24 protein-coding genes and 1 pseudogene are annotated in these 25,398 nt (G+C 46.6%); 12 read left to right on the top strand and 13 right to left on the bottom strand.

The features are described from left to right. The first annotated feature begins 40 nt into the window (after window positions 1–40). The gene (locus FC61_RS04630) at window positions 41–802 is read left to right on the top strand and encodes an acetoin reductase (protein WP_011668418.1); all 762 of its coding nucleotides are present in this window, start codon (window positions 41–43) and stop codon (window positions 800–802) included. A gap of 89 nt (window positions 803–891) precedes the next feature. Beyond that, window positions 892–1,869, top strand: coding sequence for a linear amide C-N hydrolase (locus FC61_RS04625; protein ID WP_024526487.1), 978 nt, complete (start codon window positions 892–894; stop codon window positions 1,867–1,869). Here the strand turns inward: FC61_RS04625 and FC61_RS04620 are convergent. Beyond that, window positions 1,866–2,855, bottom strand: coding sequence for a YdcF family protein (locus FC61_RS04620; protein ID WP_035464421.1), 990 nt, complete (start codon window positions 2,853–2,855; stop codon window positions 1,866–1,868). The two genes, FC61_RS04625 and FC61_RS04620, sit on opposite strands and share 4 nt — an antisense overlap. A gap of 114 nt (window positions 2,856–2,969) precedes the next feature. Here FC61_RS04620 and FC61_RS04615 point away from each other — a divergent pair, with 114 nt between their 5' ends. Then, on the top strand, window positions 2,970–3,593 hold the full coding sequence (locus FC61_RS04615) for a glycoside hydrolase family 73 protein (protein WP_011668415.1): 624 nt from the start codon (window positions 2,970–2,972) through the stop codon (window positions 3,591–3,593). Window positions 3,594–3,701: 108 nt separating this feature from the next. On the opposite strand, the gene FC61_RS04610 is transcribed toward FC61_RS04615, so the two are convergent. Further along, entirely contained in the window at window positions 3,702–5,015 is a 1,314-nt protein-coding gene (locus FC61_RS04610) for a serine hydrolase domain-containing protein (RefSeq protein ID WP_021741547.1), read from the bottom strand. A 235-nt stretch (window positions 5,016–5,250) separates the two neighbouring features. On the opposite strand from FC61_RS04610, the gene FC61_RS04605 reads away from it, so the two are divergent. The 3 genes from FC61_RS04605 (at window position 5,251) to FC61_RS04595 (ending at window position 7,263) form a co-directional block, all read left to right on the top strand. Next, window positions 5,251–6,000: a TerC family protein gene (locus FC61_RS04605; RefSeq protein ID WP_011668413.1), complete on the top strand. Its 750-nt coding sequence runs from the start codon at window positions 5,251–5,253 to the stop codon at window positions 5,998–6,000. A 56-nt stretch (window positions 6,001–6,056) separates the two neighbouring features. After that, window positions 6,057–6,974, top strand: a complete 918-nt coding sequence (locus FC61_RS04600; protein WP_021741550.1) for an NAD(P)-dependent oxidoreductase — start codon at window positions 6,057–6,059, stop codon at window positions 6,972–6,974. 91 nt (window positions 6,975–7,065) lie between these two features. Next, window positions 7,066–7,263: a hypothetical protein gene (locus FC61_RS04595; protein WP_011668411.1), complete on the top strand. Its 198-nt coding sequence runs from the start codon at window positions 7,066–7,068 to the stop codon at window positions 7,261–7,263. Between the two features lie 65 nt (window positions 7,264–7,328). Here the strand turns inward: FC61_RS04595 and FC61_RS04590 are convergent, their stop codons facing one another. The 8 genes from FC61_RS04590 to trpX form a co-directional block, all read right to left on the bottom strand. Further along, window positions 7,329–10,448: a WxL domain-containing protein gene (locus FC61_RS04590; protein WP_035464425.1), complete on the bottom strand. Its 3,120-nt coding sequence runs from the start codon at window positions 10,446–10,448 to the stop codon at window positions 7,329–7,331. 6 nt (window positions 10,449–10,454) lie between these two features. Beyond that, window positions 10,455–10,817: an LPXTG cell wall anchor domain-containing protein gene (locus tag FC61_RS12605; RefSeq protein WP_021741553.1), complete on the bottom strand. Its 363-nt coding sequence runs from the start codon at window positions 10,815–10,817 to the stop codon at window positions 10,455–10,457. A gap of 22 nt (window positions 10,818–10,839) precedes the next feature. Beyond that, window positions 10,840–11,880, bottom strand: a complete 1,041-nt coding sequence (locus FC61_RS04580) for a WxLIP family cell surface protein (RefSeq protein ID WP_021741554.1) — start codon at window positions 11,878–11,880, stop codon at window positions 10,840–10,842. Window positions 11,881–11,896: 16 nt separating this feature from the next. Beyond that, the gene (locus FC61_RS04575; RefSeq protein WP_021741555.1) at window positions 11,897–12,589 is read right to left on the bottom strand and encodes a WxL domain-containing protein; all 693 of its coding nucleotides are present in this window, start codon (window positions 12,587–12,589) and stop codon (window positions 11,897–11,899) included. Between the two features lie 25 nt (window positions 12,590–12,614). Continuing rightward, on the bottom strand, window positions 12,615–13,319 hold the full coding sequence (locus FC61_RS04570) for a WxL domain-containing protein (protein ID WP_021741556.1): 705 nt from the start codon (window positions 13,317–13,319) through the stop codon (window positions 12,615–12,617). 236 nt (window positions 13,320–13,555) lie between these two features. After that, complete coding sequence (locus FC61_RS04565) at window positions 13,556–14,326, bottom strand: ABC transporter ATP-binding protein (protein WP_021741557.1); 771 nt, start codon at window positions 14,324–14,326, stop codon at window positions 13,556–13,558. Beyond that, window positions 14,319–15,221, bottom strand: a complete 903-nt coding sequence (locus FC61_RS04560) for an ABC transporter permease (protein WP_021741558.1) — start codon at window positions 15,219–15,221, stop codon at window positions 14,319–14,321. Before FC61_RS04560 ends, FC61_RS04565 begins: the two co-directional genes overlap by 8 nt. Beyond that, window positions 15,218–16,213 carry a tryptophan ABC transporter substrate-binding protein gene (gene trpX / locus FC61_RS04555; RefSeq protein ID WP_021741559.1) on the bottom strand — a complete coding sequence of 332 codons (996 nt, stop codon included), beginning with the start codon at window positions 16,211–16,213 and terminating at the stop codon, window positions 15,218–15,220. Before trpX ends, FC61_RS04560 begins: the two co-directional genes overlap by 4 nt. Before the next feature lie 555 nt (window positions 16,214–16,768). Here trpX and FC61_RS04550 point away from each other — a divergent pair. From FC61_RS04550 to FC61_RS04535, 4 genes and pseudogenes are all read left to right on the top strand, one after another. Next, window positions 16,769–17,659, top strand: coding sequence for a DegV family protein (locus FC61_RS04550; RefSeq protein ID WP_021741560.1), 891 nt, complete (start codon window positions 16,769–16,771; stop codon window positions 17,657–17,659). A gap of 359 nt (window positions 17,660–18,018) precedes the next feature. Further along, a complete protein-coding gene (locus FC61_RS04545) occupies window positions 18,019–18,984 on the top strand; it encodes an ABC transporter substrate-binding protein (protein WP_035464427.1) in 966 nt (321 codons plus the stop codon). Window positions 18,985–19,001: 17 nt separating this feature from the next. After that, a pseudogene (locus tag FC61_RS04540) lies at window positions 19,002–19,967 on the top strand (ABC transporter permease). Next, window positions 19,900–20,673: an ABC transporter ATP-binding protein gene (locus tag FC61_RS04535; protein WP_024526500.1), complete on the top strand. Its 774-nt coding sequence runs from the start codon at window positions 19,900–19,902 to the stop codon at window positions 20,671–20,673. The pseudogene FC61_RS04540 and the gene FC61_RS04535 overlap by 68 nt, the downstream one beginning before the upstream one ends. 86 nt (window positions 20,674–20,759) lie before the next feature. Here the strand turns inward: FC61_RS04535 and FC61_RS04530 are convergent, their stop codons facing one another. Continuing rightward, window positions 20,760–21,449 (bottom strand): CPBP family intramembrane glutamic endopeptidase, encoded by a 690-nt coding sequence (locus FC61_RS04530; protein WP_021741565.1) that lies wholly within the window; start codon window positions 21,447–21,449, stop codon window positions 20,760–20,762. A gap of 11 nt (window positions 21,450–21,460) precedes the next feature. Continuing rightward, window positions 21,461–21,844 carry a VOC family protein gene (locus FC61_RS04525; protein ID WP_011668402.1) on the bottom strand — a complete coding sequence of 128 codons (384 nt, stop codon included), beginning with the start codon at window positions 21,842–21,844 and terminating at the stop codon, window positions 21,461–21,463. A 212-nt stretch (window positions 21,845–22,056) separates the two neighbouring features. Here FC61_RS04525 and FC61_RS04520 point away from each other — a divergent pair, with 212 nt between their 5' ends. Beyond that, window positions 22,057–23,583, top strand: a complete 1,527-nt coding sequence (locus FC61_RS04520) for an ABC-F family ATP-binding cassette domain-containing protein (protein ID WP_021741566.1) — start codon at window positions 22,057–22,059, stop codon at window positions 23,581–23,583. 101 nt (window positions 23,584–23,684) lie between these two features. Next, window positions 23,685–24,284, top strand: a complete 600-nt coding sequence (locus FC61_RS04515; RefSeq protein ID WP_011668400.1) for a L,D-transpeptidase — start codon at window positions 23,685–23,687, stop codon at window positions 24,282–24,284. Window positions 24,285–24,426: 142 nt separating this feature from the next. Here FC61_RS04515 and FC61_RS04510 read toward each other — a convergent pair whose 3' ends face one another. Next, on the bottom strand, window positions 24,427–25,338 hold the full coding sequence (locus tag FC61_RS04510) for a proline-specific peptidase family protein (RefSeq protein ID WP_021741567.1): 912 nt from the start codon (window positions 25,336–25,338) through the stop codon (window positions 24,427–24,429). Between the last annotated feature and the right edge of the window lie 60 nt (window positions 25,339–25,398).

Here is a 25,398-nt window from a genome sequence, read left to right as displayed (position 1 = left end):
TGTTCTTGATGTTTCCGATCTAATCAAAGGAGTGGTTAAGATGACCAGAGTTGCAATCGTTACAGGTGGTGGCCAAGGAATTGGCGCAGGTATCGTTAAGCAATTGGCAGCAGATGGGTTACAGGTTGCTGTCGCTGATTTGAATGAAGAACACGCGAAACAAGTGGCTGAGGAAGTTGGTAATGGTGCCCAAGGGTATTTTGTCGACGTTTCTAAAAAGCAAACGGTCTTTGATTTAGTTAAGGCCGTTGTGGCGGATATGGGCCACTTGGATGTGATGGTCAACAATGCTGGGATTGCCAAGATTGCACCGGTCACTGAAACCACGGAAGAAGATCTTAGTCAGATTCTGGACGTTAATGTTAAGGGGGCTTTCTTTGGGATTCAAGCAGCGGCAGCGCAATTCAAAGCCCAAGGAACGGGCGGTAAGATTATCAGTGCATCGTCGATTGCCGGCCACGAAGGCTTTGAAATGTTGGGGGCTTATTCAGCAACCAAGTTTGCGGTTCGAGGATTAACGCAGGCGGCAGCTAAAGAACTAGCCAAAGATCACATCACTGTGAATGCTTATTGTCCAGGGATTGTCTTGACTCCAATGTGGGACGAAATTGATCAAAAGATGGCGAAAATTTACAATGTGCCAGAAGGGGAAACCTTGCAGAAGAATATTGACAGTATTGCGTTAGGACGAGGTGAAGAACCTGCTGACGTTGCCAATTTAGTGTCATTCTTGGCTGACAAGAAGTCTGATTACATCACCGGACAAGCCATCATTGTTGATGGTGGGATTAATTTCGCTTAGAATAGATTAACCGGATAAAGATCGGGGCGGTCATCGCGATGCGGTGCCCGCTCTTTTGACTTTTACGTTAACCTAGGAGGATGGTAACTGTGTGTACAAGTATTTTACAAATAGCCAAAGATGGGAGTCATATTTTGGCGCGCACGATGGATTGGCACGTCTTGGCGGTGCAACCACTGTTTGTACCGCGTGGCTACCAATGGGAGAGTGTGTATGATAATCGGGTGCACACAAACCGTTATGCCATGATTGGTGGCGGTGGGGCCCACCATCATGAGATTGACGTATCCGATGGGGTTAATGAGATGGGACTAAGCGTCCAGAAGTTGACCTTTGCCAATGGATCACAGTTGGTGGACGAGCCGACACCGGGGCGAGTTCAGTTGGCGCCCTATGAATTTTCTTTCTATTTACTGGGTCATTACGCGTCAGTGGCAGATATTGAAGCGCATTTGGATGAGATTCAATTGATGACCAACCGGTACGCCGTTAACGACATTGGTCACGCTGAGTTACACTTTGCGGTGGTCGATCGAACGGGTCGTACAGTTGTGATTGAACCCACGCATTTTCCACTACGGGTACGGGAGAATCCCTTGGGGGTTGTTACTAATAGTAAAGATTTTGATTTACAGTTAGAGCGTTTGGGACAGTACGTTAACTTTACCGAGGCGTTTAAACAGGGAAAGGTCCCCCTTAATACGCCACGCGTGACTACAGGAAAGTTCTCTGGTAAGCCAGTACCATCCGGTTCCTTTACCCCGGGCGGGCGGTTTGTTCGCGCAGCCTACTACAAAGAACGCGCCGACATTCCGGTTGATGAAACGACCGGAATTATCAGCGCGTGGCATTTGTTAGATAGTGTGGCGGTGCCACAGAGTCATCAGTATCGACCGACGTATTCTGTGTACCGAGCAGCGACCGTTTGTGAATCGCTGACGTATTATTTTCAACCTTATAATCGTTTAGATCTGGTTCAGTTGACTTTAACGCCGGAAATGTTATCGTGGACGGCCCCTAAATTTTATCCAGTTGCCAATGACTTACAGACGACAGTCCTAAATTAAAGCAAGTACCAGAGAATGTTGGCCGTGATTAAGCCGACTAGTATCCCGCGATGTAGGCGTGGATGAAGCATGATAATTGCCAAAAACTCGCGTGCCCATGCAGCCGGCAGGTAGCCCCGGCGCGTTGGGGCCGGATAGCCACCCAAGCGTAAGCCCAACTGACTTGCTAGGTGCTCCGCACGGAAGAGATGGTAATTATTGGTGACAATGACGACCCGGCCACCTTGGTGGGGGAGTTGACTCCATAAACGTTGACTGTAAAGTAAGTTAGTTAACGTACTGGTTGCGCGACTTTCCTGAATAATACGCTCCTGTGGCCAACCGTGGTTAACTAAGTAGGTGGTTATTGCTTCAGCTTCGGTAAGGTGTTCATCGGGCCCCTGACCGCCGGTGACAATTAGCGTAGTGGGCGTTGACTGGCGATGCGCTAATTTTAGTGCCGCATCTAGTCGGTTGGCTAACGTACGGCCAATCTGACTGCCGTGGCGAAGGCCGGCACCGAGAATGACGATTGTGTCAGCCCGCCGTGCACGCCAAACATTTGCTCGTAAATAGCCAATAATACTTGCGCCAAAAAGAATACCCAGGTAAATGCTGAAAATGGGGATGAAGCTTAGCCAGGGCCAAAAGCTGTCGGCGAAGTTTGATTCCCGAAGAAGGGCAATTATCCAGCCAAGGTCTAGGAGTAGCCATAACCAGATGCCACCTAGTAAAATGGGCGTGAGGCGTTCGCGTTTGCGAAGAACTTTCTGTGGAGCCAGTAAAATCAACAGCAACAGGGCTAGCCCACTGAAAGCAACGACACCAATGAGGACCCAGCCGATGTGGGCCACCCATTGCCACGCTGCATGATGAGAGAAACTGGCTAGTAGGATTAGCAATCCACCACTGAGACACGTGACTACGGCACTAGTTAGTCCGCGTGGTTGCCAAAAGGTCAGCAGAATTGAGAGGCAGAGTAAGAATAGACTCGCACTAATCAGCATGTCGGGTCCTCCTTTCATAAAAGTTAAGTTTTTTTGAGAGTTTCATCAATTGAACCTATACGGTCAGAAACTCGGTATAATAAGTCTATTATAACGGAAAACGGAGGGACTTGGGTGCCTAAACATCGAAGAAAGTCACGTAAAAAAACCAACAGCCCCGTCACGGCCACGTGGATTTTTGTTATTGTCCTGTTGGTGCTAGGCGGTGGCTTATTGATTCGGGGAAAAATAAAAACAGAGATTCAATCAACACGAATTAATCAGACCAGTAGCCAAACTACTGATGGTGAAACGGCGGCCCAACAAAAGTTTATTAAGAAAATGGCAGCCCCTGCAGTCCGCGTTTATCAGCAGAATGGCCAGGTATTACCCAGCATCGTGATTGCTCAGGCAATCCTAGAATCTAGCTGGGGAACGTCGGGACTATTCTTACAAGCCAATAATCCGTTTGGGGTGAAGGGCGCCTATCAAGGAAGCTCGAAGTCCTTCCCAACAACAGAATACGTAAATGGTAAAAAAATTACAGTTCAGGCTAATTTCCGTAACTATCCAAATCTAACGGCGGCCATCTTGGATCATGATGCGTTGTTGAAGAAGAGTTATTTTAAGCAGACCGTTACGGATTATAAAACGGCAGCTAAACTCTTACAAAGTAATGGTTATGCGACAGATCCCAAGTATGCCAAAAAGCTGGAAAATGTGATTGCAACCTATAACCTAAATCAGTATGACACATAAACACAAACCCCCAGCTCGCTAGACTAATCAGCGAGCTGGGGGTTATTTGTCGCTAGGTAATTCTGAGAAATTGAGAGTAACGCTCACTCGACTTGAAGACAACCAATGTTAGTTTTCGTTGTAGTAGCGTGCCAAATCATAGAGGGTTTTGGCTAAAGAATCAATGGAGCGGGTAGGACTTTGGTTAGCGAATAAGATGACACCGGTTTTGTTGCCTTCTGAACCATAAAGAATGTTGTTATAACCGGCACCAGATAAGGCGCCGCGAACCCGCTTGATACCACCACTGTAATGATACAGCCCGCCGGCATAACTGAGTTTGTAGTCATTCGCCAAGTCGTAGTACTGTGACTTAGTTAGAATCTTACCATTGCGTAAGCCTTTTTGGATGGTGTAATAGTCACTCGGCGTGGCGTAGTAATTACCGGCTCCTAATAGAGATGACATCAATTTTTGGGAAACGTTTTGGGCGACATTATCCTGACCATTGTTGTAACGATAGCCGTTGGCAACGGTACTGGTACTGGGAAGCTTATTCCAAGCGTACGTATGGGTTAACTTTAAGGGTTTAATGATCCGATTTTGAATCAGCGTGTCATAGTTTTGTCCGGTGACCTTCGAGGCCACGGCGGCCAATAATGTGTAATTGGCATTGGTATACGTGAAAGAGGTATCGCCAGAAACTTTCAACTGGGCCAAGGTGTAGTTGAGCTCAGCCGATTGTGTGTTGAGTACGGCAGACGGCGCGGTTTCATCCATATCAATGCCAGAACGATGATTCAATAACTGGCGTAGTGTAATGTTTTTACTATTGGTGACACTCGGATAGTAACGACTCAGCTTGTCATTTAGTGACAATTTTTTGCTGGCAGCCAATTGTTCAATGACGGCCCCTGTCATGACTTTTTGTAAAGAAGCCAATGGGAAGAGTGTCGTGTTAGTATTAGCAAGCTTGGCCGTTGCATCGGCACTGCCCACACTAACGTGGCTTGCCCCGGTGGCGTAGTTGTTAAATAGCATGGCATTACCTTGAAAATGTGACTTTTTCAGCAAGGCAGCGGCGTTTTGGGAACGACTATATTTTTGCAGTGCCGCTTGATCGACCCACCCAATTGCTTTGCCATACCAAGAAAATTGCGCGTAGCTTGCGCCATTGGAGAGCTTGGCCACCTTAGTGACTTTAACGAAACGATGTTGCCAATCCTTTCCACTAGCGTCGCGGGTCTTGGCTGAACGTTGGGTATAATAGGGCGCATAGTAATAGATCCCATCATTACGCGTTCCTTGGTTGTTAAATCGCGCATTGTAGCTGGTGTTTTGTGTACTGGTAATTGTCAAATAACTTTTGGCTTCGGCCGGTTGGGTGGATAATAGACCACCAGCAACACAGAGCCCGCCTAAAATAAACCATAGCTTCTTCATAAAATCCCTTTCCCTCTTTTTAATGTCCTCATGGTAACGCGGCTTAGTTGCGAACAGGTAACAGAAGCGTAGCGTTTTGGTAACTTTTTTAATAACTTGGGAAAAATGGTATGAAATAACACCGACCGCCCCGCGCCTGACTTACGGAAAATTAGTAGAATCAATCGCAAGTTAATGGGGAATATGGTACACTAAATCCAGCAAAAGTTAATATCTGAAGGAGCTGAAGCAAGCATTGTTACACTTTTTGGGTCAATTGTACGGACCGTTCTTTGATCTCCATAATTGGGAAACTGTGATTACCTCAGGCGACGATTGGCTGATTATTTTTTCATTGGTCTTAATTGAGTGCCTTTTGTCAGTTGATAATGCCGTGGTTTTAGCCGCACAGACACAGTCGTTACCTACTCGTGAACAGCAGGAAAAGTCGTTGTTCTATGGTATTTGGGGGGCTTACTTTTTCCGGTTTGTTATCATTGGATTGGGAACGTATTTGATTCATTTCTGGGAAATTAAAGTCATTGGTGCATTATACCTATTGTACTTGGTCTTTCAATTCTTTACCCGGACCCGAGTCAAGCATACCCGTAAGTTAGCTTCAGAGAAGAAGCACCGATGGTTGCCCTTGTTTTGGGCCGTCGTGCTTCAAATTGAAATGATGGATATTATTTTCTCGGTGGATTCAGTCTTAGCATCGTTAGCTATTTCGTCTAATCCAGTCATTGTGCTAATCGGGGGATTGATTGGTATTCTAGCCATGCGGGGAGTCGCCGAAGTTATTATGCGCCTCATGCAGAAAATTCCGGAGTTGGAACCAATGGCCTACATCTTAATAGCCTTGATTGCTGTGAAGCTCTTTATTTCAATTCCAGCGATTGATATTGAGATTCCAGCCACCTTGTTTGGGTTGCTGGTAGTGGGGGCAATTATTGTGACCCTGATTATTCATGTTATCCGCCGTCGAACAACAACTAAAGAGAATTAAATTGATGGACTACGAGTTATTCGTGGTCCATTTTTGATAGCCTTTGCGACGAGGTGATGGCCCGTTCATGTTATGATGGAAGCAATCATAAACGGGAGGCAGTGCTTATGCAAATCGGATTTATTGGAACGGGTGTTATGGGAACAGGGATTGTCGGGAACTTGTTGAATGCCGGACAAAAGGTTGTTGTGTATAACCGAACCAAAGCGCATGCTCAAGCCGTTTTGGATGCGGGTGCTACTTGGGCGGAAACACCACAAGCGGTCGCTGCTAAAGCGGATATCATCATGACCATGGTTGGCTATCCGCAAGATGTTGAAGACGTCTATACCCGAGAGGACGGTATCTTTGCGGGGGCTCGACCAGGAAGTATCGTCGTGGATATGACAACAAGTACACCGGCGTTGGCTGTTAAATTGGCACAATTGGCGCACGATCATCAATTGCTGGCCTTAGATGCGCCCGTGTCAGGTGGCGATGTTGGGGCCAAGCAGGCGACACTGACGGTCATGGTCGGTGGTGACCAGAATGCCTACGAGCGTGTCTTACCAGTCTTTCAGCAGTTGGGGCAACGTGTGCATTATTTTGGTGACGCTGGGAAAGGGCAACATACGAAGATGGCCAATCAAATTATGATTGCCGGGACAATGACTGGGTTAACCGAAATGTTGGTTTATGCGAAAGCAGCCGGCCTTAATTTGTCAGATGTGTTAGCGACGCTTAGCAGTGGTGGTGCTGATAACTGGAGTATGGATAACTACGTGCCACGAATCTTAAAGGGCGATTACACGCCAGGCTTTTTTGCTAAGCACTTCTTAAAGGATTTACGGATTGCCTTACAGGAAGCCGATCAGATGGGCTTAGACTTGCCAGCAACGAAACAAGCAAAGCTACTGTATGAAGCCATGGTGGATGACTATGATTTAGGTAATGATGGCACTCAGGGGTTAATCAAGACTTATGAACAACATTAAGGTGTTGGTGATTGATAGAATGTAGGGCAAATCGGTCGCTTAACGTAGGGATCGCGGGTATAATACAATTCCTCCTAAAGGGGGGATGATGATGCCAGCAAAATTTGAACGACATTTCTATCGAATGGCGACGTTTTGGTTAGGCTGGGCGTTAGTATTACCAGCCACAAGAATGTTGTGGTTAGAACCAAATGAACCATTATGGCAGGGCACTTGGCGTATTTTGCTAGTGTCTCTAGGGACAGTTAGCCTATTAACCTCACTGGTTCGTGCGAAAGTCGATAAGTGAAATCAAAACAGTTAAAAATGCGTGTCTTGCCAATTGGTGGCGAGACACGCATTTTTTGTGTAGCATCAGCTTACACTGGCAGTTAATGTCCAATTGATGGTTGTGGTATAAGTTTCGCCACGAACTGCCGTTTGACCGGGGAGTGTTAAGGAAACATCTTCTGGAGCCCAGACATTGGTGGATAAATCCCGACCATTGCCAGAACTGGCTCTGAAAATTGGCTGAGCTGCGTTATTAACGGTTAAGCCATAGCTGGTTAAGCCAGTTGTGGTGTGTTCATTATAAGTGTGACCAACTGGTAGTTTGAGTTCGGCGCCAGTTAACGTTTTACCGGTGCTGCTAGTAAATGCAGTTGGCTGGGCAACAGTGACTTGCCAACCAGTAGCGTTTAGCCGGTTATCTGAGACTTGTAACCACTGTTTGGCGACATTGTTAACGCGACTGGCGGTATAGGTTTGTCGTTGCATACTGGTTTTTACGGTCCCAAAATTAAAGCGACTTGGCGCATAATCCAATCGTAATTCGCCAGTATTGCCGGTTCCCGGATTTTCCACATCGGTTGCATCGCCAGTACCCGGTGCATCTGGAATGGTCGGTTTTGTGGGACCATTAGCTGGTGCAACCGTGTAGCTAGTTGCTGCGGCGAATGTGTTGTCATGGTAAGTGGTTGCCGTCATTGGATTCTCATTACCGGCAGCATCTTTAGCAAAGAGTTGAATGACATCGTTGGCTTTTAATTTAGGTGTTGGTGTAGCCAGTGTCCAACTTCCCGTACTACTAGCGGTGGTTGTAAGTGGAGTGCCACTAGCGTTCACTGCTGATTGACCGTTGACCGTATAACGTAATACGCTTCCGGGTTCAGCACCCGTTCCAGTCAGACTCGTTTGGTCAGCCACAATTTTACCGTTAGTGACGGTCACGGGAGCTGGTGGGGTTTTGTCTTGAACCGTAATGCTTACCGGATCACTTTGAATCGTGGTGGTTACTTGTGCCGAAAGGGATTTACCGGCGAGTGGATAATGATTCAAAGTGAAGGTCGCGTAACCGTTGGCGTCGGTCGTGGCGGTTTGTTGAGCCGCCAGATCATCAGTTAGAAGGACACTCGCTTGACCACTTGTCGCATAGACTGGTGTTTGGAGGCCACCAGATTCCGAATAGCTCACGATTACCCGAACCCGGACTTGTTTATCTGCGTCGGTGACCAGCTCTTGTCCCAAACTAGCCGTGTATGGGGAACTGAATTTGGCAGTAGGGATAGCCAACGTATTGTTGATTCGGCGAGCTAAGGAAAAGGAGAATAGGGAAACTAACAACAGGTCACTAGAAGTGACGACTAACAGTGTCTGTTTGATCCACTCAACGTTTTTAAAGGTGGCCTTAGCGCTGACCGAGATGGGCAAGGTAACGGACCACATCGAGAGGTTCGTATTACGGATTTCAAAACTCTGAATGGTAACGTTGACGATTGATCCAGTAGCCGCCGTTAAGCCAGTTGACGTGTTTTTTATATCGTAGGCTTTAAGACTATCGAGGAGAATACTGACATTAAGCAAATTACCGCCGAAAACGGGGACAGGAGCGTTGTTAGTGATATACAATTCGGCGCCAGGGTTAACGGTAAAGGTACTGCTACCTAACAAGCCGCCGTAGTTGAGGGCGTTGTTAGCGCCACTGGTTGATAGATTTTCTAGGGTGACTTTACTTCCGGTATTGGCGGTAAACGTATTGGCCCGTTCGGCACGATAGGCGTTGCCATACATTTTCGCAATCAACGTTGCCCCGGTGCCGACCGTGACACTGTCATACTGATTATAGATGACGGGGTAGCTGGTATCACTTGGAGCGCCCACAGTGTCAACCACAGCGTTGGTGCCAATCGTGAATTGACGAGTACCGGTGCCAGCCGTACTGGTGGCCGAAAACCAAAAGAATGAGCGATTTTCGCCATTAGTAAACTTTTTGCGAGCGGTGAAGTGGGCATCGGCAGCAACGGATACGCCACCGGTCACCATGCTTTCCCAAACCGTTGTTGAATTAACAGTTCCACTGATATTAACCAGGTTTCCGGGACTGTTGACTAACCGCAGAACGGAAGAATCAGTTGTCAAATCAGCTAGGTTGATGGTCCATTTGGCACCACCTTCCGTCGTACCACCATCTGAACCACTTTGTACGATGGCTAAAGAACCAGCGGTGCCGGTGCCACTAGTGGCGGCCGAGCGGATAGTGCTAAAGTTCTTTAAGGTAAAGGTTTGGGCAGTGGTTGTACTCCCCAACCGAAAGTTTGTGACGCCGATGTCTAAAGCGTAGCCTTTACCGTCGATGGTTAGGTTACTCGTTCGAGTACCCAAATCGGTAGCGGCTGTTCCGGATTGGGTGATGTTTGCCCCTAATTCAATCGTGGTGACCGAATTATCAGCGTAAGCGGTTTTTAAGGCAGCATAGCTGGTAATGACCGAAGTGGTGAGGGGTGTGACCTCTGCGGCAGCTTTTGGCGTTGCCGTGGGGGCTTTTTCAGATGTTGTTGCGGCTTGCTTCGTTGATGTGGTCTCCTGATCAGTCTCACTTTTTTCAGTGGCTGACGATTCAGTGACAGCATCCTGAGACGATGTTAGGGATGAACCAGCCTTTTCGGTGGGCTGCGATAATTTAGGGACAACGGGGATAGCTGGTTCCGGCGTCGGGTGTGCCCGTATGGTTAGTTCTAATACATTAGATGCCAGCTCAATAGTCTGATTATCAGCTGTTTCAGTGGCATCGTCGGTCGGTGTTAAGGCCTGAATAGTAGTCTTGGCTTGAAGGGTGATCGTTTGTGCTTTTTGTGCAGTCAATACCAGGTTGATGGGTTGCGGTTGAGCTGTGGTTGCAACCGTCACGCGTAATTCACGTAAAGCGGTCATTTCTAGGGTCTTGATTGATTTGTTTTGTGATTTAGTTGCGGTCTCGTCAATGTTTAAGCTGTGGGGAAGTTGTAGCGTAAACGTGTCACCAGTGGATTCTTGTGGGTCTAAGGTAACCGTGAATGGCTGATCCACGGTGAGCTGCTTATCTGACGTGCGTAATATTAGTGGGGCCTTTTCGGCTGCGTGTACGCTGAACCAAGCAAAGCCACTGGTGGTCACTAACCCTAAGATTAAGGATAGGGTGGCGAGTAGTGTAAACCAAAAACGGGATGTTAACGTCACAGGAAGTCACTCCTTTCTGTGGCGAGCTAGGAGAAAAAGCAATAGTCCCGTTAACCCAATTAAGACACCGCCCATCATTAATAGCAGCTGCCGTGATTCGTTAGTTTGCGGCAAAAACTGCGATCCGGGAGGGGATGTTTGGCCCGCTTTCAAGGAATCATCGGCATCTTCGCCAGTAAAAAGGGGGCCGGTCACAAATTCATGTGGTTGGCCCCGTTTATACCCCTTGATTTCGGGTGGGTGCTGGTCATCGATGAGCTCTAAGGTGGTCGTCGATGTTTTGGCAGCCCAGGTAGTTAACGGGGGGCTGAGGAGGAGTCCGCCAAATAGGAGAACTCCAAGGAGTAATGGCCTAAGCCAGTTGAACATGGTCAGCACCTCCTAATGGTGATTACTGTCGTCGCTTACGATTCATCAGCAGGTAGACAATACCGGCAGAGATAGCGGCGATTAGAACAACGCCGGCGACGTACCACCAAATACTAATCGGTACATCGGGGTCATTTTTAGCTTGTCGGTTATTTTGTCGTGCTTGTTCATTAGTGATGGTAAAATTCTTAGACCACTGCCACGTTTGATCCGGCCACTTGGCATCTTTGGTGGTTACGGTCATGTTGAGCGTATAGTCTCCGGCCTTCATAGGTTGCTTATCTAAAAAGGTGGGATACTGGAAGTGGGAATTGGGGGCCATGATCAAATTTTGACTGGTATTTTTGAATAACACAGTGGTTGCCCCCTTTTGGGTCACTTCAGTTTTAACACTCAGTTGACTCATAACAGCTGGACGGGGATTGTGGATTGTGGCAAGAACGGCTTTGCGATAGTTTTTTAGTCCGGGTGTCACGGTACCCAAAGTTAGCTTGGGATGGCTAATTTCTTTGGTCGTGAGTTTCACGGCTAGCGCATAGCCATACTTGTGGTTGATATTGATGCCGTTGGCTGGTTTTCCGGCGTTTTGATTGTTTTTTTCAAAATACCAGGAGCCTAGCATGACACCGGTGGCCGATTGCGGTACCTTGATGGTTGCTGTAACCACGCGACTACCTTTAGCAGGAATGGTGACTTGTTCATCACCTTTTTTGATCTCGGTAAAATCACTGATTTTATTCTGCAAACTAGTGTCATCTTTTTTAGCCGCCTGCGTGTACGCAACCTGTCCGGAGTTATTGGTAAAAGTCGTAAAAAATTTTGATTTAACTGTGATTTGTTTAGCGGTTGCATTGCGGATTCTTGCTTGAATCTGGCGAGTCTGTCCGGGTTTAACCTTCAAATCGTAAAAGGAACTGTTGGCATCGACTTCGTTACCGGGACTGATTTTGTTGACGCTATACTGAATATTGGCGTTTGAGTGATCAGCCGCCTGAGCATTTAAGCCAGAGCTACCGATGAAGATGCCACTAATGAGTAATAAAAGGGTCGTGATTTTTTTCATGAGATCCTCCTGTACGCTATTGGGTCGCGTGAGCCACTAAGGTCCAGACAACATTGTTGGTATAACTTCCTTTCTTGGCGGTCAATTTAGGAACGGATAGTTTAACAGCACCGGCATTCCAGGTTAAGGTCGATACGGCCTTACCGGTTTTAACCGTTTGAGCGGTAACCACCGGTTGATCCACATTGGTGATAGCAACTGATGGGGCAACCACTAAGTTGGGATCAGGACTTGAAGTGGGCGCATTGAGTGAGTTACGTGCGGTTCCTTGAGGGAGATGAATCGTAGCGCCAGTCAACACGTAGTTTGTGTTAGTATCCGTTAACGTCCGATCTTGCTTGACGTTAACCTGCCAACCATCCGTGTCGGTTCGCTTATCGGAGATCTGGAGATACTGATTTTGACTACCAGTGGCGACGTAGTCTTTGGCGGCGTTACTTGCAGCGACGGTCCCGAAGTTAAAGGTCTTAGGTGCAACGTCTAAAGTTAAGGTTCCAGTGTTCCCCGTTGCTGGATTATTCGGATCGGTGTCTGGTAGTGGGGTACCGGGGTTAACCGGGTCAACTGGCGCAGTTGCACCATCGTCATCAATAAAGCTGATAGCACCTTGTGTTTCGGCACTTGAGGCGTGGGCGACTACTGGAACGGTTGCCGCACCAAGCACGGCTACTGTCATCAATGTGAGTAGTTTTTGGCTAAACTGGATCATGCGAGGGCCTCCTTTTAAGTGGGGACTAACTTTGAGTGCCAGCGGTTAAGGTCCATTTCAGGGTGTTTTGGTAAATCCCTTTTTTGGCAGTGTTCTTAGGAATTGTCAGGGAAACCTCTTCAGGGTTCCAGTTCTTAACGGAGGTGCCCTTACCAGAGTTGGTGGTAGCCGTTGTTTCGAAAACAGTTACGGCGCCATTTTCTTCGTTAACTTCGGCGGCGTGAGTCAGCAAGTTCGTGTCTGCTACTGTAGGATCATTGGCGAGACTGTTGCGAGGTGTTCCGGCTGGAATGGCAATCGTGCTACCAGTTAGAACGTGAGGTGTAGCACCAGTTGTCTCGGTTAAATCGTGGTTTTGTTCGACGGTCACTTGCCAGCCTTGTTCATCCACATCCCGGTTATCGGTGACCTGAATATATTGGTGACCAGTCCCAGTTGTCTTAGCTTGATAAGTTTTGGCACTGGCATAAACCGCAACTTGACCGAAGTTGAAGGTAGCTGGTGCCACATCCAACGTCAGTTTACCTAAGTTCCCGGTTCCAGGGTTATCTGGATCATTGGGATCTTGTGGTTTTGTTGGGTCGGTGGGATCGACAGGGACAGTTGGGCCGTTGTTATCAATCAGTTCTAATTGACTAAGTGTGGAACCCTCTGAGTCGGCATGAACGAGGGTCGCGGGGGCAGCGATCAAACCAAGGGCTAGGGCACTGATGAGTAAATGTTTTTTCATCGGTATTCTCCTTTCGATTGATGAATCTGTCCAACAACATCAAAGTGTCACACAACAACTTTTTTTGTTTTAAAATAGTTAACGTTATGTGATGTAAATAAGATTATCAGATTATTCTATATTTGTCAATAAAACTAATAATTTTCATAAATAAAATCTAATAATTTCGCTATTAAGTTGAGAATTGAGTGTAATAAAAAGGCACGAATCTGCTGGATTCGTGCCTTTTAAGAGACCTATTCAATGTCGGCAAAGAAACTATAAAGTTTTTCGGTGGTCAAAGCAGCTTTGGCTTCTCCGGCTACGTCGAAAGTTACCTGCCCGTGATGTAAGACAATGAGGCGATTACCATAGGTTAGGGCATCCTCCAAGTGATGGGTGATCATTAAACAAGTTAGCTTCTCTTGTTGAACCCGTTCATTCGTCAAGTGCATGAGATCTTGACTGGTCTGTGGATCTAAGGCAGCTGTATGCTCATCCAGCAGTAGGATTTCCGGGCGTTTGAGCGTTGCCATCAGAAAGCTTAAGGCCTGACGTTGACCACCAGACAAGTTCCCCGTAGCCGTAGTTAAGCGACTGTCAAGACCATTATGCATGGTAGCAGTTAATTCACGGTAGCGGTCGAGTTGTTTATTAAGGTGCCGGGGCCGTAATCCGCGGTGCTGCCCGCGGCTCTCAGCTAATAGTAGATTCTCGGCCACGTTCATTCGGGGAGCCGTGCCTAATTTTGGATCCTGAAAAACCCGGGCTAAAAAACGCGTACGTTTCTCGACAGATTCGTGGGCAATGTCCTTGCCATTGAGGAGGATTTGACCGCTATCAATACTGAGATCACCACCGATGGCGTTAAATAAGGTTGATTTCCCAGCACCATTAGAACCCAGCACGGTGATGAAATCTCCGGCGTTAATGGTCAGGTTGAGATGATCTAAAATCATGATTTCTTCGGGTGTGTTCCGGTTGACCTTGAGGACAACGTCTTTTAATTCAAGGAGTGGTTTAGTCATTGGTATCTAACCCCCGTTTCAAAATATGCTTGAAGTTGAGAACGTTCTTGAAGACGGGCAACATCATGCAGAGTGCTAAGACGACCGAAGAAACCAAGTTCAAATCGGTGGCGTTGAAGCCTAGTTTTAGAACGATTAACAAGACGAATCGGTAGAGGATACTACCTAAAGTTACAGCCACGAGCCGTTGATTTAATGTTAAATCACCAAAGGCCACTTCACCAATAATGATGGAGGCTAGAGCAATAACGATGATCCCAATTCCCATGTTAACATCGGCATAACCGTTGTTCTGCGCGACTAAGGCGCCGCCAAAAGCAATCAGACCGTTAGAGACCATTAATCCCATGATCTTCATGTTATCGGTATTGATTCCCAAAGAGCGAGCCATGGTTTGATTATCGCCAGTGGCAATGAAGCCTTGCCCCAGTTCGGTTTGTAAGAAATAAATGACGAGAGTGGTGACGATAATCATGACACCGGCGCCGAGGACGACACTATCGAAGTAGTGTGGTAGAGAGGCTAGAAAGTGGGATTTAAACAACGTTTCTTTTCCTAAGAGTGAGACGTTGGAACGACCGCTCATAATTCGTAAATTGACTGAGTAGCAGGCAGTCATCACTAAGATTCCCGCTAATAGAATGGGAATGTGCCCTTTCGTATAGAGCAATCCGGTAATTAACCCGGCTGCGGCTCCGGCGATAAACGCCAGCAAGGTTGCCAGAATCGGATTCATGCCGTTACTAATAGCCGCGACGGCGGTGGCGGCACCTAATGGGAAAGTGCCCTCAACCGTCATATCGGCAAAGTCTAAAATTCTAAAGGTCAGGAATAATCCTACCCCGAGGACGGCCCAAAGGAGGCCTTGTCCGATTGCAGATACCATTAAACTCATTTAAAAACCTCCCCGTGGGTTTGCGCTTCTTTAACGACAGATGTTGGTAAGGTGATACCCAGCTTTTTAGCTGCTGATAAGTTAATCGCCATTTCACCTTGGCGTTCAAACTTGATTGGCATGGTTGCCGGGTTCTTACCTCGTAAAATGGCGGCCGTCATTTTACCCGTTTCAACTCCCAATTGGTACTGGTTAACGCTGAGAGTTGCAAGGCCACCAGACTTAACCATGGTATCTACGGCCGGAAAGACAGGCACCTTCTGGGCATTGGCAGCCGCAACTAATGTTTGCATCGCACTGGCAATGGTATTATCAGTTGGCACGTAGACAGCATCAACTTGGGTGACCATTTCTTCGGCAACCTGATTCAAGTCGTTGGTATTAGCGATTGAATAGGACTTTAAGCGAACGTGTTCTTTCTTACATAAAGCAACGAATTGATGGTATTGCGCGGTGGCGGAAGAATCAGATGACGTGTAGATAATTCCCAGCGTCTTCATCTTCGGCATAACTTTTTTGATCAGGTGTAACTGTGATTTGAGTGGTGCTTGATCAGAGACCCCCGTAACATTATTTCCGGGGTGACGGTTACTCTTGACCAAGTCTGCTCCTTTGGGATCAGTGATAGCTCCTAAGACGATGGGGGTTTTGCTGCTAGCGTTCGCTAACGCTTGCGCAGCTGGCGTCGCAATACCAATCATGGCATCGGCGTCTTCATTGACGAACCGGGCACTCATCGTTTTTAGATTACTTTGGTCATTTTGGGCATTTTGATAATCAATTTTGATGTTTTTACCCACATGGTAGCCTTCTTCAGCCAAGCCATGAATAATCCCCTTATGAATTGTGTCAAGGGCAGGGTGAGATAGCAGCTGTAAGATGCCAACTGTGGGGACTTTTTGCCGGGTAGCTGACTGGGGACGGCTCTCTTGAACAAAGGCAAAACAGAGAAAAATAACAATAATTCCAATTAATCCATACAGGCGTTTCATAGCGCATCAACCTCACTTGATTTTTTGCTTATCGCGACAAAAAGGGCACCCAGACCGGCTGGGTGCCCCAAAGAAAAAGGACCCGCAACACCGGATAAAACATCCGTGCAGGCCCATCAGAAAGTTAGCCGGCGCAGATGCGAAAATCGCTCTGGGAGCTCAAGTCGCATCTACATGATGACGACTTGATTACCGGCTTTGCCAACGTCCATTAAGTTCAAAGGCAGACATTTGCATTTCACTTTCCTTCCTTTCCGTTTCGAATAGATATAGTGTACGGCATTGCTGAAAAACCGTCAACCATCTTTTGTAGTTTTTTGGTATACTTGAGCGTAACTAAGCCTGTCCGTGAGGCTAAGCCCGCCCTCTGGTCGCGGTAAATGGGCTGGAACGTTTTAAGCCAAGCAACCCACTTGTCTTAAAGCTCGGTCTTATCCTAAGCGCGCTAAAAACGCGCACCAAGGTCAGTAAGAACCCACGGCGGGAGGGGGGGCTTTGTCCCATTTACTTTTAAAAATGGATCTAATTGAAGAATAGTTTGAAGGAGGTTGTGATATGAAAGTTGCAGTGTTAACGGATACGTCAGCTGGGATTGAATTTGTCGAAGCTAAGCAACAGCAAATAACCCTATTGGCTGCACCGATTATGTTTGGTAATCGGCAATATCATGAATATCAAGATTTGCCGACGGCCGATTATTATCGGTTATTGCGACTGGCTAAGTCTAAAAAGTTGGTACCAACCGCTCCACAGATTTCAATGAAGATGGTGCACCAGACCTGTGATGAGCTAGCGGCTACGGGGGTTACTGATGTGATTGTAATTGGACCGTCACTAGGTATTTCTGGATTTGTGAATACGTTAGCGGCCTATGCTGAGAATATTACCAGTCTCCACGTATGGCCGTGGGATTCTCGCGGCATTCTGACAACTATGGGTGACCAGGCGCGATTAGCGGCAATGCTAGCTGTGCAAGGGACCCCCCCAAGAGAGATTCTTGAACAACTGAAACGATTACGGGACACGACCCATAGTGCCTTTGTCGTGGATTCCATCAAACCACTTTTGCGAACGGGTGAAGTGAATGGGCATGGTCCGGGCAATGCACCACTATTGCCCGGAAAGCCAATCCTAGTTTTTGAATCCTCTGGGAAAATGCGGGTTGCCGGTAGTGCGTTGCGATTAAAGGGTGCAATGAGTGACTTCTTGGATGATTTAGCGGCGGCATTGGCCGAAGCAGTCCCAGTAAAAGCGACTATTCTGAATGCCGATCAGCCAGAAACGACAGCACAGTGGTTAGCAACTGCTCAGAAACGATTTCCGTCGGTTAAATTTGATGTCGCTGAAATTGGGCCGAGCTTTGGGGTACATGTTGGTGATGGTGCCATGGGGTTGGCCTGGAGCCAAGATTATCAGAGTCTAATATCCGTTGAAAATGAGAAGTAAATTAAAAGTTGGGGTTGACAGCCTCATTTTTAAATGGTTTACTAATACTTGTAAATTGATAAATGAAAGGGAACTTGCCATTATGCAATCATCATACCTCCAACATTTAAATAGCCAATTTGCCTTTAGCTTTTTCTTTAGATAGCGTTTGTGTTCAGCTCGCTGGATACGAACGCACCGCACAACTGCGTTTGTATCTATCGATTAGCTAAAGTTTTTCAACATGACTTAGCGCCAGATAGATACGGGTATAATCTATCTGGAGAAATAATATCGGGCCCGATAAAAACACCAGGTAGATTCTACTTTGAATCTATCTGGTGTTTTTGTTTATTAAATTAAAATTGAGGGGTCTCATTATGAAAAAACTATTAATCAGTAGCATCGCACTCTTAGGATTAGTCTTAGCCGGTTGTTCCAGTCATTCATCATCGTCTAACAGTAAATCATTGTCAGTTGGTATCTTACAGGTGGTGCAACATGGCTCACTCGATGAGGCACGGCAAGGATTCAAGGCTGGCCTGAATCAGCAATTGAAAGCCCACGATAAATCAACCAAGGTCACGTATCACTACTTAAATGCGCAGGGCGATCAAGCTAACTTGAACACCATGAGCCAACAGTTGGTCCAACAAAAGAATGACCTGTTGGTTGGAATTGCCACGCCAGCTGCGCAAGCATTGGCTAAGAAGACGACCACGACGCCAACGCTGGTGACTGCTGTGACTGATTTGAAATCAGCCGGACTGGTAAAGTCTAATCAACAGCCCAATACGAATGTCAGTGGGACGAGTGATTTAACGCCGGTTGGCTTGCAATTAAAACTGTTGGCTAGCATGTCCAAAGGCAACAAACCATTGGGAATTATGTACAACTCATCTGAAGAAAATTCTGTCTTGCAAGTAAACTTGGCTAAGGCCTATGCGAAGAAACATAACTTAAAGCTAAAGGTGGTCAGTGCGACGAGCACCAACGATGTGACGAGTGTATTGGCCGGATTAACCGGGAAAGTTTCAGGGCTTTATCTGCCAACGGATAATTTGATGGCTAGTGCCATGAAGACAATTGGTCAAAAGGCTAAGACCGCCAAGCTTCCCGTTGTTACCGGGTCAATTGAAATGGCCGAAGATGGTGGGACGGCAACCTATGGGATTAACTACTACGATTTGGGCAAGCAAACCGGGAAGATGGCTTATGATGTCTTAGTTAACCACAAGAAGCCACAATCTATGGCGGTTGAAACCTCTAAGAAGCTACATCTGTACGTCAATAAAGCTAATGCTAAATCCATTGGATTAGCCACAAATCAAATCAAGCAACCTTAAGAAAGGGGTTCGGTTCTATGTTAATCACCAGTATCGGTCAAGGTCTCCTCTGGACGCCGCTTGTCATCGGGGTCTTTATCACATTTAGAATTTTAGATATTCCTGATTTAACCACTGAAGGAAGCTTCCCCTTGGGGGCGGCAGTAACGGTTAGCGCGATGTTAAGTGGGCAGTCGGCTATCGTTGCCAGTCTGTTGGGTTTCTTGGCAGGGTGTATCGCTGGCTGAGTGACGGGAGTCTTGGATACGAAGCTTCATATGCCTTCCTTACTCGCCGGTATTCTGACGATGACCGGATTATATTCGGTGAACATGCACATCATGGGAAAATCCAACGTGCCACTATTAAATCAAAAAGTATTGATGAATGTTTTACCGGCGAGTTGGTCATTAGACCTGCAAACGATTGTTATTGGAGCAGTGGTGACAGGATTAGTCATTGTGCTACTCATCTGGTTATTCAAGACGCGACTGGGATTATCGTTGATGGCAACTGGTGATAATCCGGCGATGAGTGCGGCCAATGGGATTCATACTGACCGAATGGTGATTATTGGTTACATGGTCTCCAACGGGTGTATCGCCTTGTCCGGAGCGCTGATTGCTCAAAGCAATGGTTACGCGGATATTGGTATGGGAATTGGCACGATCGTTATTGGATTAGCCTCTGTCTTAGTAGGTGAAATCTTCCTACACGGTCGCCAGATGTGGTTACGATTAACCGCGATGGCGTTGGGCGCTGTGATTTATCGTTATTTATTGACCGTAGCGATGGGACTTGGATTCCCAGTCGATGATCTCAAAATTTTATCTGCAGGAATCTTGGTCGTGGTCATTTGCCTGCCGATTCTTCGTAATAAGTACCGGACCCGGCAACAGTTGAACCGTTATCTCAAACAGATTGGAGTCGATGAACATGCAACAACCAGCAGTCTTAAGCGTCAAGCATCTCCAGAAGGTCTTCTTTCCCGGGACAGCAAATGAGCGTCATGTGTTAAAAAACGTTAGCTTAGAGATTACGCCCGGAGACTTTGTTGCTGTCATTGGTAACAATGGGGCGGGCAAGTCGACACTGTTGAATACGATTGCTGGCACCTTGCCAGTCGATGCGGGTGAGATGACATTAGCCGGCCATCGGGTCACCAAGAAGTCAGTGGCTTACCGGGCTAAATGGTTATCGCGTGTGTTCCAAGATCCCAAGATGGGGACGGCTGGTGAGCTCAGCGTGGCTCAGAATCTCACGTTAGCACAAGAGCACACGGGGAGTATGAGCTTACGACGTTACCGTCGGGCAGACCAGCTGGCGGCTTATCAGGAACTTTTGCGGCCACTTGAAATGGGCTTAGAGGATCGCTTGACGACGCAAGTTAAATATCTGTCGGGGGGGCAACGCCAAGCATTATCGTTGCTGATGGCAACCCTCAGTCAGCCAGAATTATTATTGTTGGATGAGCACACGGCCGCTTTAGACCCGCAGACCAGTCAAAAAGTGATGGACTTGACGCAAAAGATCGTGACGAGTCATCACCTAACAACCATGATGATTACGCATAAGATGAGTGACGCATTAACTTATGGTAACCGGTTGGTGATGGTTCAAGACGGTCAGATTAAATTGGACGTCCGCGGCGCGGAGAAAGCCAATCTACGTGCGGAGGATTTGCTGACGTTATTTACGGCAACTGATTAGGGAGAACCTGGCGCCTAACATCAAAGGATTAATTAAATATAAAAGTCGCTTAGAAAATCAGCATGTGATTTTCTAAGCGACTTTTTTCAGATATATGCTAATAACGACAACGCGTTATTCATAAAATGTAAGGTTGTGTTGTATCGAATATCCCGGAAATGAAGGTAAGCCCAACCTAAGATGCAACCGAGTAATGAATACATGATCCACGTGGTAGACAGACTGGTAACATGCATGTAGCCGAAGATCATGCCAGAGAACAGAACGCCTAAGACATTCATGACGCGAGAATTTTGCCGAAAGAAGTAATTCAGAAAAATGCCGCGAAAGATCAGTTCCTCAATCACCGGTGCAAAAAGAATCGAATAGGCCAGATTCCAGAATGGTAATTGAATAATCTGGCTATTGACGGCCGTCTGGTTAGCGGGTGTTCCCAAAATATGCGCGCTAATCAAAAGGCTCCACACCATTTGAATACCATACATGAGAAAGAAGAATGCCATCAGCTGGCCAAACCGGGTCCCCGTTAATTTGGTACGACCGAAATGGCGGGGATTGTTACTTTGTAATTGTTTTTGGTACCGCCAGGTAATGAAAGCCAAGACAAAGGCTGAATAAATCAGCATCATCCCAATCGAACGGTTCACCACGGTGGGGTGTTTAACTTGCATCGTTGCAAACGATAAGATGACGGTGTCCACGAGATAAATCAACAGGAAGCCCACCCATCTGAAGCAACGGGCAATCCAATCAAAGATTTGGTTGAAACGATTCACGGCGAAGCCTCCTATTTCTCGTATTTGCCGATTTCGATGAGGTTTTCATCAGGATCACGGACGTAGACTGAGGTCATGGGTCCCAGAGCCCCCTGTTTCGTAACCGGACCGTCTACGATTTCAACGGCATAATTGGTTAAATGCGATAAGATATTAGCCAGAGGGTCGGTGGCAATAATGGCAAAGTCAGCTGCGCCAATCGTGGGATGATTAGCCACGGGGAGATGCGGAGTATCGCTCTGTTGAAAGTTAAGCTTTTGTTTACCCACCTTAACGCCTTGACGACCATCGTCAAATTCAATGATGGGGAGGTCAAAGACCTCATGGTACCAGCGAATAGACCGTTCAATATCACTCACGGTCAGGGTTAAATGGTCAATATTACGAATGTTCATAGTCAGTCAGTCCTTAAGCAGTAAATTTCACCTATTATATCACAGATGATAGGTAGCCTCCTAGGCCATGAAGTTGACGAACCCCCGTATTTCGTGGTAAGTTACTACCTATATAAGTTTTAGGATTAAAGCCTGACGCTGTCGGGCTTTTTTCTGCGTAAGAGAAGAAGGGAAGGATACACGTGCCACTATTAGAAGTTGACGATCTCAGTATGAGCTTCGCTGATAAGAAACTCTACGAGAATGCCAGTTTTACCCTCGAAAAGGGCGAACACATGGGTGTCGTCGGGCAAAACGGGGTTGGAAAGTCAACCTTAATTAAGATTATTACGGAACAGGAACTCCCCCTAACTGGGACAGTTAAATGGCAAAAAAAGACGCACATTGGTTATTTGGACCAGTATGCCGATATTCCTGATGGAATGACATTAATTGATTTTCTTCATACGGCCTATGCTGATTTGTATGCCATGAATGACCGCATGACGGCCATGTATACGGAATACGCTGAAACGATGAACGACAAGCTCTTAGAACGCGCGGGCCGGATTCAAGAAGAACTAGACGCCCGGAACTTCTATGACGTTGAAACTGAGATTGAACGGGTGATCTCAGGGTTGGGCCTGGACGATATTGGTCGGGATCACGCCGTCGCTAAGATGTCTGGGGGCCAGCGGTCGAAGATTATTTTGGCTAAGTTATTATTGGAAAATCCTGACGTTATTTTACTTGATGAACCGACCAACTACTTAGATGTGGCCCACATTGCGTGGTTGGAAGATTATCTGAATAATTTTGACGGAGCAGCACTCATCATTTCTCATGATTATGATTTTTTACAGAATGTGACGAATTGTATCATCAACGTGGCTTTCGGCCAAATTACCAAGTATCGGGGCAGCTTTAAGCAAGCCATGCGCCAACGGGGTGAACGTGAAAAGGCTCAGCAACGGGAGTTTGATAAGCAACAGGTTGTGATCGAAAAGGCGGAACGCTTTATTCGAAAGAACAAGGCCGGTTCAAAATCAACAATGGCCAAATCGCGGGAAAAGATGCTTAATCGATTGGATCGGGTCGATCCACCTTCGACCAATGTGCAAGCCCATTTTGATTTTCCTTATCAAGAAACGGGTTCGCAAAATGCTTTAGTCGTTGACGAGTTATCCGTGGGATATGATCGACCATTACTTAAACCGGTAACCTTCTCCGTCACGACTGATCAAAAGGTCGGGTTGACCGGATTTAATGGTGTCGGGAAGTCGACATTGATTAAGTCAATTCTGGGGATTATCAAAGCTAAGGGTGGCGAGGCGCACTTCTCACCATCCGCACGGATTAGCTACTTCAGCCAAGATTTAGTGTGGGATAATAACCAGCAAACACCGCTACAAATTATCCAAGCCAAATACGAGAAGTTACCTCAAAAGGCGATTCGCACGAAGTTATCCAAATGTGGTTTGGATTCCGCTAACGCGATGAAACCCATTGGTGAGCTCTCAGGGGGCGAACAGACCAAGGTTAAATTGGCCTTAATGGAATTTGAGCCAGCCAACTTCCTGATTATGGATGAACCGACTAACCATTTGGACGACGAAACGAAGCAAGCTTTAAAACAGGCGATTAATGACTTTCCTGGCAATGCCATCATTGTTAGCCATGAGGCCAGCTTCTATACCGGGTTAGTCGATAAGATTTTAAACGTGGAAAAGTTGAGTTTGCGTAATGGCTCAACCAACTAGATGTCACTGAGATTACGTTTTGGTAAAAAGCATTCCCTTTTTCAGAAAAATCCGTTAGAGTTAACGCTAGAGATGAAAAAATCGATAAAGGACGGAAGAGCATGAGACGTTTTAGACGGTTATTGGTAATTGTCGTATTGATTGTTGCTGTGGCAGCGGGGATTAATCGTGTGATTCAAAAGAGTTCGGCGGATGATGCGACCCAGTCGACCGCACAACCCACGACCAAGAAAAAAACAACCACCACGAAGGCCAAGACCATTAACTGGCGTCAGCCGTCAGAAAACAAAGCCTATCCGAACTTGAAGCAACATCCGGATGCTTGGCTGGATGTTAATACCAGCAAACAACGGGTCTATATTCGGGATGGCCAACAGATTCTATACACGATGTATTGCTCAACGGGGGTTGGTAAGAACAAGACGCCGCATGGAACGTACCATATTCAAGCGGAACGCGGCAAGTTCTTCTATAACCAAGGTTCTGGTGAAGGGGCCCGTTATTGGGTCTCTTGGAAAGACCATGGGATTTACTTGTTCCACAGTGTGCCAACGGATGCCGACGGTAATTACATCAAGAAAGAGGCTGAGGAACTAGGGAAGACCGCCGCTTCTCATGGATGTGTGCGCCTATCAGTTGCCGATGCCAAATGGGTTTATAATCATGTCCCTTATGGGATGAAGGTTGTTATTCACGATTAGAATTTAGATGGATCGCTACAGCGAAAGTTGTAGCGATTTTTTTACTATAAGTAACTAAAAAAGGATTGTTAAGTTTAAACCTTAAATTGTGTCGAAAATAAAAAACCAACCATCGCCTTTCAGCGTCGGTTGGTTTTTTAGATTAATCGTTAAAATTATTGGCTTCCACGTCGCGAATAAACGTTGCCAAGTGATCGTAATACACAGGGGCATTATCGATCATGTGGTGGTGGCCACCTTCAGGGGTAGTCACAAAGCGAGAGTGAGGGATAAGCTCTGCCATTTTCTGACCAGTTGCCAATGGCATGGTTTCATGTTCCCCAAATGTCAGGAGGGTTGGCACTTGAATGTCCTTCAAATGATCACGGAAGTTCCATTCAGCCAGCTTTCCCTTGATGACGAATTCATTGTCACCTTGGAAGGCACCATAGACGTCAGTTGCCATCGTACTGATGAGGTGAGAAATAGCGGCTGGCTTTTTCCGATCAACGTAACCATCATTTAAGATGTCAACATAGCTCTGGTACTTGGCATCGTCGTAGTTACCTTCAGCCTCAATTTGCTTCATGTAAGCGACTTGGTCTGCCGTTAAAGCCGTTTCCCGAATGTGGTTAATACTTTCCACGTATTCGTCAATGTTATCAACCATGGAGGAAATAATGGCGCCCTTTAAGTGTTGACCATACTTAGCCGCGTACATTTGAACCAGTGCGCCACCCCATGATTGACCAATCAGATAGAAGTCATCAATGCCCAGCTTTTGCCGAACTTCTTCAACTTCGTCCAAGTAGTAATCATACGTGAGATACTTCTTAGCAATTTCTGGGTCACTGTAGTCAGGTTGATCAGAATACCAAGAACCTAATTGATCGTACATGTGAACTTGAACGTTCAATCCTTGGGCGGCCAACTGCTTAGCCGTGTCTTCCCAGTATTCATGGTTGCCACCAGGGCCACCGTGTAAAGCGAGTAAATGAATGTCGCCAGTACCTTGGGTATTGGTCCAAAGATGGTAGCCGTTATCAAGTGTGATAATTGTGGTCCCTTGTTTCATAAAAAATTCCTCCGTTTCTGTCAATGAAGTTAATTATTAGTCTATCACTATTCGCGTGAA

Source organism: Levilactobacillus brevis ATCC 14869 = DSM 20054, assembly GCF_001433855.1.
GTDB lineage: Bacteria > Bacillota > Bacilli > Lactobacillales > Lactobacillaceae > Levilactobacillus > Levilactobacillus brevis.
Note: the sequence above shows the minus strand (reverse complement) of the source record. Positions and strands in the feature narration are given on the sequence as shown.

What these genes read in the sequence shown, in the direction of transcription:
- FC61_RS04630 (WP_011668418.1), top strand. Translation starts at nt 41, where the DNA reads ATGACCAGAGTTGCAATCGTTACAGGTGGTGGCCAAGGAATTGGCGCA.
- FC61_RS04620 (WP_035464421.1), bottom strand. Translation starts at nt 2,855, where the DNA reads ATGCTGATTAGTGCGAGTCTATTCTTACTCTGCCTCTCAATTCTGCTG.
- FC61_RS04610 (WP_021741547.1), bottom strand. Translation starts at nt 5,015, where the DNA reads ATGAAGAAGCTATGGTTTATTTTAGGCGGGCTCTGTGTTGCTGGTGGT.
- FC61_RS04600 (WP_021741550.1), top strand. Translation starts at nt 6,057, where the DNA reads ATGGCCCGTTCATGTTATGATGGAAGCAATCATAAACGGGAGGCAGTG.
- FC61_RS04595 (WP_011668411.1), top strand. Translation starts at nt 7,066, where the DNA reads ATGCCAGCAAAATTTGAACGACATTTCTATCGAATGGCGACGTTTTGG.
- FC61_RS12605 (WP_021741553.1), bottom strand. Translation starts at nt 10,817, where the DNA reads ATGTTCAACTGGCTTAGGCCATTACTCCTTGGAGTTCTCCTATTTGGC.
- FC61_RS04580 (WP_021741554.1), bottom strand. Translation starts at nt 11,880, where the DNA reads ATGAAAAAAATCACGACCCTTTTATTACTCATTAGTGGCATCTTCATC.
- FC61_RS04575 (WP_021741555.1), bottom strand. Translation starts at nt 12,589, where the DNA reads ATGATCCAGTTTAGCCAAAAACTACTCACATTGATGACAGTAGCCGTG.
- FC61_RS04570 (WP_021741556.1), bottom strand. Translation starts at nt 13,319, where the DNA reads ATGAAAAAACATTTACTCATCAGTGCCCTAGCCCTTGGTTTGATCGCT.
- FC61_RS04565 (WP_021741557.1), bottom strand. Translation starts at nt 14,326, where the DNA reads ATGACTAAACCACTCCTTGAATTAAAAGACGTTGTCCTCAAGGTCAAC.
- FC61_RS04560 (WP_021741558.1), bottom strand. Translation starts at nt 15,221, where the DNA reads ATGAGTTTAATGGTATCTGCAATCGGACAAGGCCTCCTTTGGGCCGTC.
- trpX (WP_021741559.1), bottom strand. Translation starts at nt 16,213, where the DNA reads ATGAAACGCCTGTATGGATTAATTGGAATTATTGTTATTTTTCTCTGT.
- FC61_RS04550 (WP_021741560.1), top strand. Translation starts at nt 16,769, where the DNA reads ATGAAAGTTGCAGTGTTAACGGATACGTCAGCTGGGATTGAATTTGTC.
- FC61_RS04545 (WP_035464427.1), top strand. Translation starts at nt 18,019, where the DNA reads ATGAAAAAACTATTAATCAGTAGCATCGCACTCTTAGGATTAGTCTTA.
- FC61_RS04535 (WP_024526500.1), top strand. Translation starts at nt 19,900, where the DNA reads ATGCAACAACCAGCAGTCTTAAGCGTCAAGCATCTCCAGAAGGTCTTC.
- FC61_RS04525 (WP_011668402.1), bottom strand. Translation starts at nt 21,844, where the DNA reads ATGAACATTCGTAATATTGACCATTTAACCCTGACCGTGAGTGATATT.
- FC61_RS04520 (WP_021741566.1), top strand. Translation starts at nt 22,057, where the DNA reads ATGAGCTTCGCTGATAAGAAACTCTACGAGAATGCCAGTTTTACCCTC.
- FC61_RS04515 (WP_011668400.1), top strand. Translation starts at nt 23,685, where the DNA reads ATGAGACGTTTTAGACGGTTATTGGTAATTGTCGTATTGATTGTTGCT.
- FC61_RS04510 (WP_021741567.1), bottom strand. Translation starts at nt 25,338, where the DNA reads ATGAAACAAGGGACCACAATTATCACACTTGATAACGGCTACCATCTT.